The organism is Vampirovibrionales bacterium, assembly GCA_016712355.1.
Taxonomy (GTDB): Bacteria; Cyanobacteriota; Vampirovibrionia; order Vampirovibrionales; family Vampirovibrionaceae; genus JADJRF01.
The window spans coordinates 1484159-1504000 of sequence record JADJRF010000005.1; the positions used below are offsets into that span (position 1 = coordinate 1484159).

12 protein-coding genes are annotated in these 19842 nt (G+C 59.0%); 6 read left to right on the forward strand and 6 right to left on the reverse strand.

Annotated features, from left to right (window positions below):
- Positions 1-4: 4 nt before the first annotated feature.
- Complete coding sequence (locus IPK79_08255) at positions 5-1168, forward strand: OmpA family protein (GenBank protein MBK8190427.1); 1164 nt, start codon at positions 5-7, stop codon at positions 1166-1168.
- Positions 1169-1176: 8 nt separating this feature from the next.
- On the opposite strand, the gene IPK79_08260 is transcribed toward IPK79_08255, so the two are convergent.
- The 4 genes from IPK79_08260 to IPK79_08275 all read right to left on the reverse strand — a co-directional run bounded on the left by IPK79_08260 (position 1177) and on the right by IPK79_08275 (position 7585).
- On the reverse strand, positions 1177-2436 hold the full coding sequence (locus tag IPK79_08260; protein MBK8190428.1) for a hypothetical protein: 1260 nt from the start codon (positions 2434-2436) through the stop codon (positions 1177-1179).
- 184 nt (positions 2437-2620) lie between these two features.
- On the reverse strand, positions 2621-3391 hold the full coding sequence (locus IPK79_08265) for a hypothetical protein (GenBank protein ID MBK8190429.1): 771 nt from the start codon (positions 3389-3391) through the stop codon (positions 2621-2623).
- Between the two features lie 150 nt (positions 3392-3541).
- Positions 3542-4231 carry a molybdopterin-dependent oxidoreductase gene (locus IPK79_08270; protein MBK8190430.1) on the reverse strand — a complete coding sequence of 230 codons (690 nt, stop codon included), beginning with the start codon at positions 4229-4231 and terminating at the stop codon, positions 3542-3544.
- Positions 4232-4282: 51 nt separating this feature from the next.
- Positions 4283-7585, reverse strand: coding sequence for a filamentous hemagglutinin N-terminal domain-containing protein (locus IPK79_08275; GenBank protein MBK8190431.1), 3303 nt, complete (start codon positions 7583-7585; stop codon positions 4283-4285).
- A 286-nt stretch (positions 7586-7871) separates the two neighbouring features.
- Here IPK79_08275 and metH point away from each other — a divergent pair, with 286 nt between their 5' ends.
- The 4 genes from metH (at position 7872) to IPK79_08295 (ending at position 15923) form a co-directional block, all read left to right on the forward strand.
- Positions 7872-11423, forward strand: a complete 3552-nt coding sequence (gene metH, locus IPK79_08280) for a methionine synthase (protein ID MBK8190432.1) — start codon at positions 7872-7874, stop codon at positions 11421-11423.
- 170 nt (positions 11424-11593) lie between these two features.
- On the forward strand, positions 11594-11977 hold the full coding sequence (locus IPK79_08285) for a glutaredoxin (protein MBK8190433.1): 384 nt from the start codon (positions 11594-11596) through the stop codon (positions 11975-11977).
- Positions 11978-12247: 270 nt separating this feature from the next.
- Entirely contained in the window at positions 12248-13783 is a 1536-nt protein-coding gene (locus IPK79_08290; protein ID MBK8190434.1) for a hypothetical protein, read from the forward strand.
- A 256-nt stretch (positions 13784-14039) separates the two neighbouring features.
- On the forward strand, positions 14040-15923 hold the full coding sequence (locus IPK79_08295; protein MBK8190435.1) for a cation diffusion facilitator family transporter: 1884 nt from the start codon (positions 14040-14042) through the stop codon (positions 15921-15923).
- Positions 15924-15973: 50 nt separating this feature from the next.
- Here the strand turns inward: IPK79_08295 and IPK79_08300 are convergent, their stop codons facing one another.
- Positions 15974-17434, reverse strand: a complete 1461-nt coding sequence (locus IPK79_08300) for a nodulation protein NfeD (protein ID MBK8190436.1) — start codon at positions 17432-17434, stop codon at positions 15974-15976.
- A gap of 398 nt (positions 17435-17832) precedes the next feature.
- Between IPK79_08300 and IPK79_08305 the strand changes: the two genes are divergently transcribed.
- The gene (locus IPK79_08305) at positions 17833-19416 is read left to right on the forward strand and encodes a hypothetical protein (GenBank protein ID MBK8190437.1); all 1584 of its coding nucleotides are present in this window, start codon (positions 17833-17835) and stop codon (positions 19414-19416) included.
- Here the strand turns inward: IPK79_08305 and IPK79_08310 are convergent.
- Positions 19395-19808 (reverse strand): hypothetical protein, encoded by a 414-nt coding sequence (locus IPK79_08310; GenBank protein MBK8190438.1) that lies wholly within the window; start codon positions 19806-19808, stop codon positions 19395-19397. The genes IPK79_08305 and IPK79_08310 overlap by 22 nt on opposite strands.
- Positions 19809-19842: the final 34 nt, after the last annotated feature.

Consider the following 19842-nt stretch of genomic DNA (forward strand, 5'->3'; position numbering starts at 1 on the left):
GACGATGGGGCGCAAGCATAAACATCCTGAACACGAGAATCTGGAGCGGTGGCTGGTGTCTTACGCCGACTTCATTACCTTGCTGTTCGCCACGTTTACCGCGCTGTTTGCCATTGCCAGCGCCGATCTGGCCAAGATGAAGGACGTCTCCAAGGCCATCAGCGACGGATTTAATCAGGAAAGCATCATCAGCGGCATTAAGTCCGTGTTGCAGGGTCAATCGCCGCCCAGCGAGAAGCCCAACCCGCTGAGCGACAACAAAGGCGCCGCCGATGGCGTTCTGGACAAGTATCAGAGCCTGACCTACACCAAAGGCGAGATTCAGGACGTGGAAAAGAGCGTCCAGAATATGAAATCGGACATCGAGGACATCAACGAGGAAATCCGCAGCGAGAATCGTCTGAAACCGCCCGATATCGGCCAGGACGGGCAGCAGGAAACCCGAGGCGTCCAGCTCTCGGTGCAATCGCGCGGCATCAAGGTCAGTTTTGACAGCTCGCTGCTCTTTGAGCCCGGCAGCGCAACTCTCCGCCCGCGCGCGCTCAAGGCGCTGTCGATGATCGCCCAGCGCCTGAAAGCTTTTTCAGGCTCGAACCTGATTCAGGTGGAAGGCCACACGGACAATCAGCCCATTGCGACCGCCGTCTTTCCTTCCAACTGGGAGTTGTCGACGGCTCGGGCGAGCGCCGTCGTGCGGTTTTTCGCCTATCGTCAGGGCTATGACCCCGCGTACCTGTCGGCCACCGGGTTTGCCGACGCCCGGCCCGTCGCCGACAATAAAACCCCGGCGGGACGCGCCAAAAACAGGCGCATCGATATCATCGTCTACAGTAAGATGGTTGCGAACCAGACGGACCCCAAACAGCAGGGCCGCTGGGAAAAACGACTGGCGCCCGCCGCCGCGTCCGCGACCCCGACGCTGGCCCCGCTGGCGCAGAAGCGCGAAGACGCCGTACAGACCGGCCCGGTGAAGGTCATTTTCGTCGATACCCATGCCAGCGGCGGTCCCAAAGAAACCATTATCACGCCCAAGGCCGCTGCGCCGAAGGAGACGGCCCCGCCGTCGTCGCTGCATATTCAGCCGACGCTGGAAAAAGGCGCGCGCATTACGCCGGTTCGCGTCGCGGCGCCCATTGAGCCCGTCGAAAAACCCCCGCCGTCGCATTAATCGCGCGACTAGGGCGCAGGAAGCGCTTCCGTGCGGGCCGCTTCGCGGTTGTCTGAGGATTCTGACGGGGTGGAAACAGGCGCGTCCAAGACCGGCGTTACGTCTGAAGTCGTTGTAACGGCCGCTGTTCTGGAGCGCTGCGCCTGAAAATGAGCGCTCAGCTTCATAAACGGATTCTTCGACGCGCCTTCCTGCGAGACGCGGGCAATCTGGCCAGCGCTCAGGACGCCCACCGGCGCCAGCGAAGGCGTGGTTTTCAGCGTCAGGCCCTGAGCCTCCATGCGCTCAACTTCGGCGAGAATCTTCTCGCGCAGGCGCTTACGCAGGGCCGGGTCGCGCAAGGCGCCCTCAAACTCGCCGAGTCGCTCCTTCACGAAGATTTCTGCGATCACGCCGTTGGGCAGCCGCTCCAGGTGATACGCGCGCAGCGGACTGCCTTGCGCGTCCTCCCACTGGAAGGTCGGATTGAATGAAAACTGCTCGAACAGCCGCACCGTGCCTTTCGGGTCAATCTGAAGGAAACGGCTCAGCGCCCCGCCGGGCAACGCTCCGCGCAGGGCCTGCACGATCTTTTCCACGCGCGGACGCGGGCGCTGCGTCACGCCCTGTCGGCGGAACTGCCGGTGCGGAATCAGCGCGCCGTCGCGCGTAAGCATCACATTGGGCTTGGCAGCGTCTTCCGGGGCGGGCAGCTTGTCGAAATCCAGCTTGAGCGCCTCAATTAAGAGCGGCGGGCGCATCACGGGCGCGTATTCGAGTCGATACAGCCGCACGTGCGCTAACGGCAAGGGCTCGCTGTCCTGCTTTGCGCGCTTGGAGGCCTTGCCCCGGCGCTTCTTGCCGCTGTTCTGGCGTCCGTTGCGCTCGTCGTCGCTCGCCACCCGCTTGCGCGATTGGCGTCGATACGCCGCAAGAGCCGTCAGCCGCTGCGGAAAAATCCAGCGCCGCGCGGGCGATTGCGTCGGGACGAATTCAAACGCCAGGCCCCCCGGCAGGGTTTTGTCCTGAACAAAGCGTTCAACTTGCGCGCGCGTCGATTGCGACGAGAAAAACAACTTGTCGGACGCCGCCGCGTTTACCGAAGGCGCGCGCGTCGCCGGCTGAATCGCCGGGCTGATGGCTTCAACGCCTGTCGCCCCCGAGGGTTGAACGCCCGCCAGCTTTTGAAGCGGCGTCAGCGAGGCGCGCGTCGCCTTTGACGACGCTACAGCGGGCGGCGCTCCCGTATCCAGCCGCGGCGGCGGCGATGACTCTATCCTGAAATCCAAAGAAAGCGACCCCATGACGTGGCAAAGGCCGGGATGAGCTTCGCGCGAGCGCCTGTGACGCTCTCAAATTATAGTTATACCATACAACCTCGCTTTGGGGCGGACGGCTGCGCCTGTCGACGACCCGTTCGCGCGTATGGCGATCGCAAACGTTCGCGCGTCCGGACGGCTTTTATCGAAGCCCCTAGCTGTCCCAGAATGTTGCGGGCGGATCGTTCATTTCAAAGGCGGGGCGGGGCGCAGGCGGCGGGGTCAGGGGATAGCGTCGCTCCTGAGACGCCGCCTGCGGCGTGAATCCGGGCGAAGAGGCGCCCAGATTGCGGTAGCCTTTGTTGTTGCGCACCAGCGTTTCCAGCGTGCCGCCCTCGCGTTCGGCGCTCAAGCGGTTGAGGCGGTCAACCAGCGGGCTGACGCCGGGCGCGATCTGGCGCAAGGCCGCATGGCGCTGTTTTAATTCGCTCCAGGTCATGGCTTCTTGGGTCCACCCGGCGATTTCTTCTTCAATGGAATTGTGCGGGTCGCAGTGCAGCGACTCATGGGCGATTAAGGCCGCCAGCGCTTCCGGCGGCGCGCTCTGGTGCTTGACGTTGATGAAAATCATCCATTGCCCGGACGGGCTGATCCAGCTCAAGGCGTCGAAATCCTTGACCTGCTTGCTGATCTCGCGTAAATCCTTAAAAATAACCCGCCCATGGCGATTGACAATCGCGCTGAGGGCCGGTTCTGCGCCGGTGCCGCGCAGGCGGGACAAGGCGGTGAGAATCGCCGCATCGCGAGACACCTGCGCCAGGGGGAGATTCACGGCGGAAGACGGCTCTGCGGCAGCGGAGGATGAAAGCGGCGCCCGGCCTTCTGCTTCTGGTCCGAGCCCGAGCGTCAGCGCCAGCGCGAGCGTCAGCGCGATTCCTGTAAATCCGCGTTTGAGATCGCGCTTCAGCTCGTGTTCCCGGATCATCAAGGCGTCTCCTGTCTGCTTCATGAACGGCGTATCGGCGCGCGCGCGCCATTCATTGAAGAGTGTAGGCGAGAGTCCTTCAAATGCAGGATAAGCCCGCCCTTTATGGCGGGAAAAATTCCGGGATTAAATCGCCGGATTCAATCTAATTCAGTACGAGGTGATTTCGCCTACCTGGCGAATCGTGCGCGTTTCGCCCAAATCGAAGGCATAATACTCGCCCGGCGTAATATCACCGCTGAGCGAATAGCCGCGCTGCTGCCAGAATCCTTCATAGGGCGCCGGGCCTTCCTCGGGCGACTCTTCTGACACGGGCCCCAGAAACTCCAGTTGCGTGAGCTGGCCCAGCCCCTTGTAATGAAAACGATCAAACACCGCCAGCCATAACGGCCCGCCATGCAGCGGCGGCAGATCCTGATCGTCCACGCCAATGCATAACAAGGCGTTGGCCGTCAGCGCATCGCGTAAAGGCAGCGATTCGCGCCGTCCCTGGGCATCGGTCTGGCGGATAGCGGTGACTTGCGGATCGGGAGCGACGCTGGCAACCACGTCTCGCAGCGGGATTCCACGCCAGTTGGCTCGAACGGTCCAGCCCTGAGCCGAGACCAGACGGCGCGATTGTCGTACCACCGCAAACGAGGTCTTGAGCGATTCCAGCGTGAAGGCTTGCGGCCGCGCCACAAGGCCGTTCACGGTGAGCGTCCAGCCCTCGGCAGACGCAGGAACAATGTCGCCTGCGTACGAAGCGGGCCAGAAGAGCCGCTGAGCGCCCCCTGCGCTCGTTGACTGCTCGCGGGAGCTCAGCTCTTGCTGATATCGGGCGTACAAACTGTGAAACATGCGCGCGCCTCCGCATCGTCAGGGCGAAAGCGCTATTGTAATACAAACCGCTTAGGGGCGTCGTTCAGAGCTGATTTGCTCGGGGGCCGTCGCAAGCGGGCCATCGGCGCCGATTTCAATCACCGGGCCGAAGTCTGGCGGGGCGGGCCCCAGGTCGCTGAACAGCCCGCCGGGCGCCACGACGCTGGCAATCGGGGTCAGTTTATCCGTCATCAGGAATCCCAGTTCCGGCGCGGGGGCGCTGGCGAGGCGGATCGAGCCGAGCGTATTGCCGTTGAACAGTACGTTGCCCGTCGCGCTCGGCGTTGAGACGGGCTGACCTGCGCTCGCCAGGCCCTCCCAGTAATAGCCCCCGGCGGACGATCCGCCTGAAGAGGGCAATAATACGTCCAGACTTCCCGCAGATCCATCCAGGCGGATGGCATAGCCGTTTTGCGAGCCGTTGGCGCGTGCGGTGAGAACGCCGGAGACGGCGACATCGAGGGGATCTCCTGCGGCGCCAATAATGCCGCCTGCGTTGAGGCTGGCGCTGCTGGCCGTGATATTGGCGCCGGCGCCGTTGCCGTCCAGGATGCTGCCCGACGCGCTGACCGTCACGGCATCGCCGGTGAGGTTGCCGTTGAGCGTGACGTCGCCGCTTCGCGCCATCAGCGTGATGTCGTGCGCGCCGGAAGCGATGTCGCCTGCGGTAATGGCCCCGCCCGCAGCCCGAACGTCAAAATTATAGCCGCCGAGCGCCCAGTTATTGCCGATCGTGACCAGGCCGGTTCCGCTAGAAGCGTCTCCCAGCGTAACGCTTGCAGGGCTGGCGACGCTGGTGTCAATCATGTTGAGCAGGGCATTGCTTAATTGGACGGTTCCGGCGCCGCCGTTGATTCCGATCGAGGCGCCGGGCGTATACGGGGCAATGTGAACGGCCCCGCCATGATTGCGGATGGCCAGACTCGACGCGTTGAAACTGTCCGAAACGATGCTGATAGTGCCGGTCATGGCGTTGCCGCCAACGATATTGACGCCGTTTGACGTGACAAAGCCTACAGACGCGTTGGCGCCTTTGACGGCGGTCAGCGTGATATTGGCCGCGCCGTCGCTGGTGATGGCGCCGTCATCGAATATCAGCAGCCCGTGGTGATCATTGCCGGAACCGGAGCCGCCGCGTCCCGTGACTGAAATATTGCCCGCATGTCCGGTAATGCGCGCATTGCTAAACTCTATGAGCGTGCCGTAATTATTGCTGACTCCCGAGCCGCCTTCGCCCAGAACGCTGATGGCGCCGGTCCCCGTACTCACGATGCCGCTATCGGTATAGACCACAACGCCGTCATTAAAGCTTCCCCAGCCCGCCCCGCCGACGCCGTGGACGGTAATGGCGCCGTTGACGCCGGTGATACGGGCGTTTGTTTGATATAAAAATACCCCGATATTCAGGTTCCGTCCTGCGCCGCCTGTGCCGGTGACCTCAATGGGCGCGGAACTGAGGCTTTCGATTCGCGCCCCATTCGAGATGTACACGCCGTGACTCTCGTCCCACGAGCCGTTTCCGCCCTGGCCTTGGACGGTAATGGCGCCGGAATCGCTCTGAATTAAGCTGCCCGGGTCTTCCATCATCACCCCGTGGTTATAATATTGCCCCGCGCCGCCTTGGCCCGTGAGGGTGATATGCCCTGACGTCGTGCGTATCTCGCTGCCCCCGCCGACATAAACGCCGAGAATAGTACTGTGCCAAGGGGTTAACGCCCTCCCCTCTCCCCGGATGCTGATATGGCCAGCGCCCGCATTCAGGATGGAGAAATGGAAAAGCCCGACCCCGTCGTCATTGCTTGCCGTTCCTCTGGCGGCTTGGGTCGTCGGGTCCGCGCCGCCGCCGATGGTAATATTACCGCCATTGGTGTTGATATTGGCGTAATTCAGCCGAACAGCGCCGCCGGCGCCCGCGTCTGCGCCTTGATCGGTATCAGAGTTGAGGACCAGATTTAATTTGCCGCTGCTGGACGTAATGCTAATGCCATGGCCCGCCGCGCCGTCCATCAGGATCGAGTTATGCGCTTTGAGCGTCAACGTCGCATCGCCGCCGGAAGTTTTGGCGATGCTGGTATCCTGCATCACCGTGAGGTTGCCCGCCGCGCCGCCCGCAGCCGCAGTCTGAACGGTCACGCTGGTGCCCGTATTCAGCGTCGCCTGAATATTATTGGCATAGACGTTCGAGGCGTCATCGGCTCCGGCCCCGGCATGGATGGTCATATCAGTCGGATCCATCAGCCATTCGCCTGCGGCGCCGTTTGTCGCAGACGCATTGACGCGCGCTGTCTGGCCAATGCGCAGCGTCTGGGTCCCGGATGTCTCAATAAAGCCGCCGTTGCCGGAAATCTCGCCGCCCTTGGCCTCGGCCAGACCGTCAAACTGGGTGTGCGCGTCGGCCAGCAGCGTAATCGCGCCGCCATTGCCGGAACCCGCGCCGTTGGCTGTGAGTTCGCCGGATTCTCCCACGACAATCGAGGCGTCCGCGCCTTCCGCGCGTAGCTGAATCGTCCCGCTTTCGCCAATTTTGGCAGTGCTGGCGGTCATCACGCCGGTATGATTAATGGTTCTGGCGTACAGGGCTTCAATTAATTTGGCTTTTAAGCGAATCTCCTGCGCGCTAAGCGTTCCGCTGTTGTCGATAGCGCTTTGCAGGCCGTCAATCTGAGCTTTAACGCTTTCATCGATCGTGACTTCAACCGATTGCGTCGGGCTGACCTGCATACGCACGACATCGCCAGCGGCAAGCGCAATACGCCCTTCAGGCGCATAAATATTGCCGCTGTTTTTAATCGCGCCGCCTGCCAGCACGACAAAGCCGCCGGGCTGCGTGGTGATATCGCCGCGGTTGTCAATGAGCCCTGCGCCCACGCCGTCGGGCCGCGAAAAGGTCCAGTTCTGCGCCAGATAATCGGCGCTGGACAGGTGCAACGTCGTGGCAATTAAATTGCCGACATTCACGTTGGCTGTATTGCCGAACGTCAGACCCGCAGGATTGCTGAGAATCACGGTCCCGTTGCTGCTCAGCGCGCCATTAATCACGCTGGCCCCGCCGGAAATTCGATTTAAAATCGAAGCAAGATTATTGGAGAGCAGAAAATTAACGGTTTCGCCTTGCGCGATATTAAACTGCTGCCAGTTGATAATCGCATGGGCCTGATGCGAGGTGACGTTCAGCGTATTGCCATTGACGACATCGAACGACACGTCGCCGCTTTCCACCTGCCAGCCGCTGGGCAGGGCGGCGGCGGGGGCGGCCAGCGTCAGGGCCGTTAACAGGCTGGCGGCGTATCGAACGGCCGCGCGCGTACGCTGAACGTGGCGGGATTCAGTCATTGGCGTCGACTTCTCTTGAGATAACTTCCCAAGGGGCTCTTACAGTAAGGGGCTCGTGTGAGAGGTCAGAATCGTCGTCACGGTTCATCGGGGTCTGAAGGGGGCTTTTAGACTAATCGGCCATTGCGACTGAAACTTGAGACTGTCTGCTTCAGACTGCTGGCGGGCGTTGTCGCGGTTGCGATTGACCACAGCCATGGCAAACGGGTACCATGCGCAAGATTGACCTGCGGGCGTTGGGGGATTCGACGCGCCGCGCCCTTTGACGGATGGAGTCTGCGCCGCAATGCCGCACCCGTTTTTTGACGCCTATGCCGAGCGCCCGCTCATTCTGGACGGGGCGATGGGAACCTGTATCCAGCAATACGACCTGACAGCCGACGATTTCGACGGTCAGGACGGGTGTAACGAAATCCTCGTCAAGACGCGGCCGGACGTGATTGGGAAAATTCACGCGGCATATTTCGAGGCCGGGTGTGACGCCGTGGAAACCAATACCTTCGGGGCCACGTCGCTGGTCTTGGGCGAATACGATCTCCAGGACCAGACTTATGAGATTAATCGCGCCGCCGCGGCTCTGGCGAAAGACGTTGCGCGTCAGTTCAGCAGCGTTAAACCGCGCTGGGCTGTTGGATCCATCGGGCCGACGACAAAACTGCCATCGCTGGGGCATATCCGCTTTTCAGATTTAAAGGCCGCCTACCTGCCGCAAATTGAAGGCCTCATCGACGGCGGCGCCGATCTGCTGCTGGTGGAAACCTGTCAGGATTTACTGCAAAGCAAGGCCGCGCTGGCCGCCATTCGTCAGGTCCAGCGGGCAAAAGGCGCGCATCTGCCTGTTATCGTGCAGGTTACGATGGAGCAGACCGGCTCGATGCTCATCGGCATGGACATTGCCGCCGTGGTCGCCGCTATGGCCCCGTTTGGCATTGATGCGTTGGGCCTGAACTGCGCGACGGGTCCGCAAGAGATGGCGCGTCACGTCAAATATCTCAGCGAGCACAGCCCGTTTCTGGTCTCGTGTCTGCCCAATGCGGGGATTCCTGAGAATGTCGGCGGGCAGGCGCATTATCATCTGTCGCCTGAGGCGCTGGCCGAGCATCTGGCGCGCTTTGTCGGCGATTGGGGCGTTCGCATCGTCGGCGGCTGCTGCGGCACGTCTCCGGCGCATTTGCGCGCGGTCGTCGACCGTGTGGCGGGCGTCCGTCCGGCGGCGCGCGACCCGCAAACGCCGTCAGCCCTCACCAGTTTGTATGCGCTGACGCCGATGCAGACGGACCCGCCGCCATTGCTGGTCGGCGAGCGGACTAACGCCAATGGGAGCAAGGCGTTTCGCGATCGCCTCCAGCAAAACGACTTCGATGGACTGGTCGCCATCGGCAAGGAGCAGACCCGCGTGGGCGCCCACGTGCTGGATGTCTGCGCAGCCTACGTGGGGCGTGACGAAGCGGCAGATATGGGCGAAATTATCACGCGCTTTAATCATCAACTCGACCTGCCCCTGATGATCGACTCGACGGAGGCCCCGGTCATTGAAGCCGCCTTGCAGTTGCTGGCGGGCAAGGCCATTGTGAACTCAATCAATCTGGAAGACGGTGAAGGGCGGCTTCAGCGCGTCGTCGGATATTGTCGCGAGTATGGCGCTGCTGTGGTGGCGCTGACGATCGACGAAGACGGCATGGCCAAGACCATCGACAAGAAGCGCGCCGTCGCCCGTCGGATTTACGATCTGGCCGTGACGCAAGGCGGTATGTCTGCGCGCGATCTGGTGTTTGATCCGCTCACCTTTACGCTGGGCAGTGGCGATGAAGAGTTCCGGAAAGCTGGACAGGCGACCCTGGAGGCTATTCGCCTCATTAAGGCGGATTTACCCGGCGTCTCGACGATTCTCGGCGTCAGCAACATCAGTTTTGGGCTGAAACCTGCGGCGCGTCACGTGCTGAATAGCGTCTTTCTGCACGCGGCGGTGGCTGCCGGCCTGGATATGGCGATCATCAACAGCCGCCATCTTATTCCCATGCACAAAATCTCCGACGAAGAGCGCACGCTGTGCCAGCGCCTGATTGAAGACGATCGCATTTTTGCCGCCGATGGCAGCGTGGTCAGCGATCCGCTCATGGAACTGATGCGCTATTACGAGCAAAACGCCGGAGCCAGCGCCGACGCTCAGGAGCAGGCCATGCCTGAGGCCATCGACGAGCGTCTGAAATACCGAATCATCAACGGCGAAAAAACCGGCCTTGAAGCCGATCTCGACGCGGCAATGACGCAATGGGAACCGCTGACCATTATCAATGAGATTCTGCTGGCCGGGATGAAGACCGTGGGTGAACTGTTCGGCGCCGGCGATATGCAATTGCCCTTTGTCCTGCAGTCGGCGGAGACCATGAAGGCGGCTGTAGCCTATCTGGAGCCGCACATGGCCACGGCAGGCGGCGAGAACGTCAGCAAGGGACTGATGGCGCTTGCCACGGTCAAGGGCGACGTCCACGATATCGGCAAGAATCTGGTGGATATTATTCTCACCAATAACGGCTATAAAGTTGTCAATCTGGGCATTAAGCAGCCTATTGAGGCGATTCTCGAAGCGGCTGAAGCTCATCAGGCAGATGCCATTGGGATGAGCGGTCTGCTGGTGAAATCCACGGCCATCATGAAAGAAAACCTGGAGCTGATGCGTGCGCGGGGCCTGACGATCCCCGTGGTGCTGGGCGGCGCGGCCCTCACTCCGCGCTTTGTCGAAGACGATTGCCAGCGGGTGTACGACGGGCGGGTTTTCTACGCCAAGGACGCCTTTGACGGCCTGCGGGCGATGGAAGCGATTCTGGCGGGCGACGTCACGCCGCAGAGCCCTGCCGCCGCGTCTTCTGAGACGGATTCTGCGCAGAGCGATGACAGCGCGCCCTATCAGGCCGTCGGCTCGGTAGGCGGCCATGTCGGCCTGTCCCCCGACGATCCGGGCTTCTCGCGCCGGTGCGACGAAATCGCCCAGGACAATCCCATCCCCGCGCCTCCGTTTTATGGCGTGCGCGTGGTGGATAGCGTCTCGCTGAGCGATGTGTATCCTTATATCAACCGCCAGGCGCTTTTTGCGGGCCAGTGGCAGATGCGGCGCGGCGCCAAGGCCAGCGAAGCGTATCAGCGAGAACTGATGGAAACTGCCGTTCCCGTTCTGGAGACGCTCCAGCGAGAGGCCATCGAGGGCGGTCTGCTGACTCCGCGCGTGGTTTATGGCTATTTCCCCTGCCAGTCTGAGGGCAACGACCTCATTGTGTATGACCCGGCGGTCTACCCGCAACGGCTGCAGGCGCTGCAACGATTTTCGTTTCCGCGCGGGGGCGTCAAGCGTTTGTGTCTGTCTGATTTTTTTGCCAGCTGCGACAGCGGGCGCGTGGATGTGATTGCGTTTCAACTGGTGACGGTCGGCCATGAGGCGAGCGCCCATGCGCAACGCCTGTTTGAGGCGGGCCGGTTTCAGGAGTATCTCTATTTCCATGGCTTCGGGGTGGAAAGCGCCGAAGCGCTGGCCGAATACTGGCATAAGCGCATCCGCGCCGAGTGGGGCGTGGGCGCGCAAGACGCCGCCGATATCAAGCGCCTGTTTGCGCAGGGGTATCAGGGCTCGCGTTATAGTTTCGGCTATCCCGCCTGCCCGCATCTCGAAGACCAGGCCAAGCTGGTGGCGCTGCTGGATCCGGCGCGTATTGGCGTGGCCCTGTCGGAAGAATTCATGCTGGAGCCCGAACAGTCGACCTCCGCGCTGATTGTGCATCATCCGCAGGCGCGCTATTTCGATGTCCGCATGCGCTCGCAGACCGCGCCCGCATCCGGGACGTAACACGTCCTGCTATTCTGGCTGCTTCTGCGCGGGAAGGCAGGCGTCCTGGCTCTCTGGACGTCCAAGTATAACCTTAACGTTAAAGTTATTGATCTTTGGCCCCACAACGTGTACACTAAACCCCTCACAAAACATCTTTTTCAGGATTTTCTCGTTAACCTTGCCGGAGAATGACCCCTGTGGACGCCACTACCGAACTGGACGCTTTAACCACCGAAATTCAGGGCGAAATTGCCCGCTATCCCGTTCTGGTCTACGGCAAAGGCACCGACGCCGTTCCGCGATGCGGCTTTACGCTGGAAACCAAAGAGTTTTTCGAAAGCCTCAATTGCCGCGCGCATTTTATCGATATTCTCGAGAACTTCCCCAAGCGCCAAGCCCTGAGCGAGATGACCGACTGGCCGACGCTTCCCAAAGTCTTTATCAACGGCGTGTTCTATGGCGATACCGATACGCTGGAGCCGATGCGGCAATCCGGCGAACTGCAGACTTTACTGAAGGCAGCCCATTCGGGCGCTGACGTCAGCGCAACGCCTTCTGCTCAAGCGTCCTGAGAAACCACAAAGAGAAGATGACGTGGCGGGACCGCCGCCACTGGATATTCAGCGTCACGGGTTGGACACTTCCGACCCGTTTATTTTTTGGCGCCGCCGCGCGCTCGGCTGGGAGTAGAAGCGTATCGGCCGCATAGCCATCGGATAAAAGCGGCAGGCAATTTGAGCATCGCATTTGTTTTTATTTTTATAAGAATTGATTTTTTACGTGTAGCGATCGCGTGAAAAGTCAGGTTAGAGCGATTAGAACGGATATGAGAGAAGCGAGTAATGAGTAATCCGAACGTTTCGGGTTTTGGCGGCTATGGCGCGCCTCCCTACCCATATGCGCAGATGGGCGCGAATATGTATCCTACCAGTGTCATGAACGGCTCCGTGGCAGGCGGATTCAGCCTGACGGGCAACGGATTCGGCGTGCAGCCGGGCTATGGCACGTACGGGCTGAACGGCGCGCCGGTCAGTTACGGTAATTTCGGCGGACCGTCGGCGTCTGGGGGCGCGGGCTACGCGCCGCAAGCCTCCAATCCGCTGGTTCAAAATTACCTCTCGCTGGTGCAAACGGATATGCGCGATGACGGCCAGCTCAATGGCAGCCCGCTTCCCGGCGGGTCATTGGCGCCACCCCCCATGGGGGGTTCGCCTGCCGGTAACGGCTCGCCCGCCGGTTACGGCGCGCCTGCTGGTTATGGCGCGCCCGCTGGTTATGGCTCGCCCGCCGGTTATGGCTCGCCCGCCGGTTATGGCTCGCCCGCCGGTTATGGCTCGCCCGCTGGTTACGGGTCGCCCGCTGGTTATGGCTCGCCTGCTGGTTACGGGTCGCCCGCTGGTTATGGCTCGCCTGCTGGTTACGGGTCGCCCGCTGGTTACGGGTCGCCCGCTGGTTATGGCTCGCCCGCTGGTTATGGCTCGCCTGCTGGTTATGGCTCGCCTGCTGGTTATGGCGCACCTGTTGGTTATGGCGCACCTGTTGGTAACGGGTCGCCTGCCGGTTATGGCGCGCCTACTGCTTCGGGCGCGTCGGCGCCCTTCGGTGGGCAGCAATTCATGCAAATGATGATGCTGATCTTTAACATGCTCAGTCAGATGCTTCAAAAGTCGTCCGCCGATGAGTCGACGACCGGGGCCGCTGAGTCGGCGAACACGGCGAATGCGGCTGACACGGCAGCTCAGGCCGGAACGTCCAACACCGCCGCGCCTGCGGTAGCTGTCACCAGCGGTAATCCTAACGAGGATCGTAAAAGCGCTTCGGACGACGTGGGCAATAACGGGGGGATGTCGACCAGGACCGACGAGAGCGAAGACGCCGAAGAAGCCGCTTCTGACGAGGACACCGGCGCATCGGGCAGACGCGCGGTCCGCAGCGCCAAAGCAGATGCCGCCCTGAGCGTCATTGACAAGCTGGACGCCGATAAAAACGGCGCGCTGACCCGCAAGGAAATCCGCGACGCGAAGTTGAAGGCAGACGGCGGCGGCGCGCTCAGTGGCGACGAAAAACGCGCCGCGCGCCTGATTCGCGAAAATAATGGCAAAGACGGCGTGTCCAAGTCCGATGTGACCACGGCGGCGGCCCGGGATGGCGATAGCAGCGCGATCACGCGTCGCGAGCTGCGCGATCATCAGCGCCATCAGCCCGCCTCGACGACTTCCAGTACGGGCGCGACGCCGCCGCCTGCAGCCACGACGCCTGCGGCGACGACGCCCCCCCAGAGTCCGGCTGCGCCGGAAACCGCCAAGCCAAAGCCGAGCGGACGCGTTTCCACCAACCCGGATCAGGAAGATAACTGGCGTACGCGCACCGGAAAATAAGCGATGACGCTTGTTTACGGGAAACGAATGCGCGCTCCGGCGCGTTGTGCCCGGCTGCTCCTCCAATTGGCGGGCGCGTGGGCGTGAGGGGATGCTATAATGGGGACGTGTTTTCGTGTGGTGATGGGTCGCGATTCGGATTACTTCTGGCGCTCAATCGGCCGCCGGATGTCCGGTTATGCGCGCTCCCTCACCTGAGAATGCGCCCGAGCGTCAGAGGCCAAGCGCATGGAGACAGGATGGATATCTGGCATTAATGGCTTCTTCGTTCGACTCTTGGATAAAACAGGACGCGCCGGCGGTTTCTGAGCAGTCTTCTCTCAGTGCGGCCGCAGAGCTGGACAGTTCGGCGGGGCAATCGTTTCGACAGGCCCTCTTCGCCTGCCTGATCGGCATGGGCGTGAATTTCGGGATTGCCGCGCTCAAGCTGGGCGTGAATTTCCTGCTCAGTCCCAGCGCCGCGCTGTTTAGCGAAGGGCTGCACTCGCTGGGCGACGGGCTCAATAGCGTTCTGCTGCTGGTGGGCGTGGTGCGGGCCAATCGCACGGCGGATCGGGCGCATCCCTTTGGGTATGGGCTCGAAGCCAATTTCTGGGCGCTGTTTGCCAGCTTTATTCTGTTTTTGAGCGCGGCGTGGGCGTTGATCGAGGGGATTCATCGCTTTGAACAGCCCACCGGGCACACCGATTACTTTTGGGCGTTGGTGGTGTTGGCGCTGAGCATGGCCTTTGAGGTGTATGCCATCTGGACGGCCTCGCGCGCCGTGCTGACGGAAGTGGGCGTCAAGGCGACTTTATGGAATACCATCCCGCTGGGGTATCGTCATGTGCGTGAAGCCAAGGCCCCGACTACGCGCTATGTGTTTTTTGAGGATACGCTCGCCTTTCTCGGCGCGCTTACGGCGTTTATTGCGCTGATTGGCGGTCAGGCGGCCTCTGCAGCCGGATGGCTGCCCGCAGACCGGGTGCATGTGCCTGATGCCGTCGCCTCGATTGTGATTTCCGTCATGCTGTTTTTGCTCGCCTGGAATCTCTTTTTCCATAACAAGGGCATTTTGCTGGGCGGCGCGGCCCCTGCCAAAGTAGAGGCCGATATTCGGCGGCTGGTGCTGAGTTTGCATGGGGTCTCCCATGTCCATGATCTCAAGACCATCGACCAGGGCCACGCCGGTTTGATTGTGAATCTCACCGTCGAAGTTGAGCCGAATACGCCGGTGAAAGACGTGGACGACCTCACGGAGCGCATTAAAGAGAAGCTCTACGGGCGGTTTCGCGCTATTCGTCAAGAACAGGTGTTTATCGAGGTACTGGCCGACGAGACGGAAACCGAGTGGGGCGCCAAGTTTGAAGCCCTTATCGACGAGGGGCGTCAACGCGGGGTGCTGCGTCCGCGAGATGAAGAGTTGATTCGCCGGGCGACGGATTTTAGCGAGTTGATGGTGCGCGACGTGATGATTCCACGGACCGATGTCGAGCACTTTGATATTGATACGCCGCTGGAAGAGGCGGCGGCGCGCATTATTGAAACCGGCCATACCCGCTGGCCTGTGTTCAACGAAACCATCGATGATCTTCTGGGGATTGTTCATTCGCGCGATATCTTTCGCGAGGTGCTGGCCCATCGCGCGCAAACGCCGCTGGCCAATCTCATTCGTGAAATTGACATCTACCCCGAAACCAAGCTGGTGAGCGATCTGCTTGAGGAGTTCCGGCGCGGTCGCTTGCGGATGGCCGCAGTAGCCGATGAGCATGGCGGCTTTGCGGGCATTGTCACCATTGAGGACCTGATGGAAGAAATCGTCGGCGATATTTGGGACGAATACGAAGAAGAAGAAGCCCCGTTCGCCTTTCTCGAGTCCAATCGCCTCAAGATCAGCGGTAAAGCCAATATCGAAGATCTGAACGACGCCCTGGATCTTAATTTCCCGACAGACGAATACGTCACGCTGGGCGGTCTGGTGTTCGGGATGCTGGGACGGGAGCCCGAAGCCGGCGATCGCGTCGGATTTGAAGATCTGGCCCTGACCGTCGACGAAGTAGAAGGCCCGCGCATTCTCACCATCATTGTGGAGTCGCCCGCGCCGTTTGTAAAACCTGAAACGGCTGCCGACAGTGACGCGTCTGGCGAATCAGGCGAATAAACTCCGCTGATAGCTCGGCCCTTAAGAGTCTTCTTCCAAGAATCTTCTTCTTAAGAGTCTTCTTCCAGGGGCGCGACGCTTAACAGCCCGCGTTCGCGATCCACGCCGATAACCCGCGCGCGATCATTTAACCGCAACCCTTGGGCGGTCTGCGGGTCCAGCTGAACATCCCAGATTTCGCCGTAGACTTTCATCTTGCCGCTTTGGCCGGGCTCAACGTCGTCCATCAGCCGCCCGATTTGATGAATTAGCTTGTCAACCGCGCCTTTAGGCGCGCGCCGGTGGGTTTTCACCACGCGAAACAGAATGAAGCCCGCCAGTGCGCATAAGGCCAGCGTCAGCGTCAGCACGTAGGGCAAGACGGCCAGCAAATAGGGTTCTCCGGTCTGATATAGCAAGACTGCGCCGACCATCAGGCATAAGACGCCCAACGCAAAGAGAATCCCCATCGTGGGCGTAAAAATCTCGATAATAAACAGCAGAATCCCCACGACCATCAACCCGACGCCTACCACGTTGATCGATAGCGCATGAATGCCCACCAGCGCCAGCAGCAGGCAGAGCCCGCCCAGAACGCCCGCCACGCCGACGCCGGGATGCGTGGCTTCAAAGAAAATCCCGAACAGGCCCAGCGTCAGCAAGACGAAAAATACCATCGGATCAGCCAGAAAACTCAGAATGCGGTCGTGCGTCGAGAAGGTCATCGTCTCAATAATGGGCTGGCCCAGTCGCAGCGGCGTCAGTTGGCCGTTAATGCGCACGGTTCGCCCATCGATTTGCATCAGCAGCGTTTGCAGCGAGGGGGCGACCATATCGACGACGTTACGTTTGAGGGCTTCATCGGCGGTGAGAGACGCGCTGTCGGTAATCGCCAGCGTCGCCCATTGCTGGTTACGGCCATGGCTGGCGGCCAGCGCGCGGATGGCGGCCGTCTGGTCGTTGATGATTTTTTCGGCCATCACGCGTTGGGAAGCCTCGTCCAGAGGCGCGAGCGCCGGGCCTTTCGGTGGCCAGCGACCATTCATATCCACCGGATGAGCGGCGCCGATGCGCGTTCCGGGATGCATCGCCGCGATATGGGAGGCCATTGTGATAAACACCCCCGCCGATCCGGCGCGCCCGCCTTCCGGCGCGACATAGGTAATGACCGGCACCGGTGAGGCCAGAATCGATTTGACGATCGTATGCGTGGCGCTCAGCAGCCCGCCGGGCGTGTCGAGTTCAATCACGACGGCTGAAGCTCCGTTGCGCGCGGCTTGTTCAATCCCGTTGCGAATGTAATCGGCGCTGATGCCGCTGATCATCTCGTCATCGAGCCGCAGGCGCAGGACTTTATTGGGTTGCGCCGTCTGAATGGTCTCTGTTTTGCTGCGGATAGAGATGGACGGGTTGGCCAGAGCGCTTTCCCACAGGCCTGCCAGCATATTCAGGCCCGATAAGGCCAGCGCCAGCCAGAACAACAGGCGGCAACACCGGGAGAGATCATGTTGAAAACCAGGCAATTTGTTCATATCCGTCCATCCTGCCGGGGAAACATACCCAAGGGAAGCATCTGTCTGTTAAGCCCGAGTCGCCTTGCGTCCAGCGCAGCCGCTCGCTTGCGTCACTCAATTGTAACAGGAGTTTTACACTCTGAGGCGATCACCGCGTCCGCTTTCCTCAAAAGCGTTGAAGGGTAGGCTCATCAGCCGTTCAGTCGCTTCAAAGTCCGCGAGGCGGGCGTAAATCGTATATTGTAACGATATATCAAGCTAAAGTTGGCAAGATTTCAACCTGAAAACCCTTGCGAGAGAAGGGTCTTACAAAATCGTAAACCTAATTCGCTATGGTTCTTAAGCAAAAGATTGTAAGGTGATAAAAGCAACCTGTGTAATTTTAGAGCTATTTAGAGAAGGAGCCTTAGATACCAATGAATACCTCTCAAGGACCACTGCAAGGTGGGATCTTTTACGATGAAAAAGGCGGTTTATGGTCCCGTATCCTGAACGGGGTAATAGATATTTTGAAAGATGCTGGCGGCGCTGTCATTGAACATGCCCCGGAAATTCTGCAAGGCGTTGCGACGGGACTGGCCGCGACGTCCCTGAATCAATCCGGGTATTTCACGCCAAAGGGCGTCAGTCGCCTGAATCCGGAGCCTTCGCCAAGTCTTCCTTATAGAAAGCCAGCGCCAGCGCCTGCGCCTTATCAACCCGTGGAAATTCCTGAGGCCAAGCCATCGAGCATTGTTCGCGATACGCTGAAGCGACTCGAAAGCGAGCATCAACGCCGTCTTATGGAAATTCCTGAGTACACGCAACCTCGTCCACTGTTAGAGTTAACGCGTCAAAATACGGGACAGATGGCGCCGCGCCCTTCTCGTCCTCAAGCGGCTGATACGGAAATCTTTGAGACGCCGCCGTCATCCAGTGACGCCTTGCTGCGCGCGCTGGATCCGAATTTCGGGAGGGGGCCGTCTGCCCCTGTTCAAGAGGACTGGGCGCAGATTGAGGCGAATCTGGCGCATGCGTCAAGCCCCCTGACTTATCAACAGCAGGTTCAGCAGGCCCAAGCCCGCCAACTGGCGGAACTTCAGCGGCAGAATCAGCAAGCGCAATTGCGTTTAGCTGAAGAGCAGTCACAGTTAATCAAGCAGCATCTTGAACAAGAATCTCCAAAAAATTCTCAAATTTTTCAATCAGATTCTAAATATCGCTCTCAGCTTAAAAAAAGAATCGAATCTTTAATAACAACAGGAAATATTCCTGTTCAAAATGAGCTTCGACAAATTTTTCATGAATCTGACTTAGCTTTCTTTGATGCAAGAAATAATATAGAGCGAATGTTTATTCGAAAAGATCAAGATGTCCTTTCGGAGGCCCTTGCTTACAATATGTCCTATGGGCCGAATCAAAAATTGCTTGGGGATGGCTATATTGTAGTTAATGGCAGCGGCTATCAGCCCCAATTTGCATTAGACATAGCAAAAAAATATTTATTATATTTCCAAAGGCATGAAAAATTTCCAGAACCCCCTTTTCCCACTGGCGAGAAGTCGCTCGATCGAAAAAAACATGATATAACCCATGAATATGATCGATACTTAAAAATGGTTGGTTCTGAGATGGAAAGACTTAGCCCCATACAAGGCCTGTTCGCACTTAAACATAATTTCCCTAATAATGGCCAATGGGATATGCAAGGTCGGCCTGATTTCCCTGGCCAAGCTTTAAGGTTAGATAGGAATGGCAGACCTATTTCCCACCCTAAAAAACCAGGTAGATTTGATTCCATCGATCAATATGCCTTGTATAACGGCAAGGCACGACGAGCAGGATGGTTTTCAAATTATATTTTTGGGTATGCCTCAGCAGCTGGCCGCTTACCATTAGAAGCAGCGCTTATTATCGCTAATGGCGTTTCCCTTCTAAATAATCAACGTTTAGACAACCCAGCAGATCTCCAAGCAATTATAGAAGGTTATCAGAAATATCAAGTTGAATTTGGGAAATAGATCTTTGTATAGAAGTAAGCAGCTATAACAGTGGCAATAATTCGTAGCGTTTCAAAAAAGACGAGACACACTGCCATTGCTCCAATAGCAAGCAAAGGAATGTCAACATAACGATTGAAAGGCCATGGCTTCGCAAAAAAACAAATTAAAGGTATTTTTCGATTTTTTTGAATAACAAATATGGTAAAAATTAAAAATAAATCTACCATGATGAATGGAACGCCTGCAAATAAATAAAAAACAAGGAGAGACACCCCCTTTGCTGCTGCAACATGCGATTCTGGAATGGTTTTGCAATATAAGAAATACCAAATTACCAGAAGGATATTGACAACAAAAAGAAAGCGGAAAGGCGCTAATGCCTTCAGGTAAATCGAAGAAAGAAAAGTCATCTGGTCAGCCTGCAGAGGAATGCAAATTCTATGG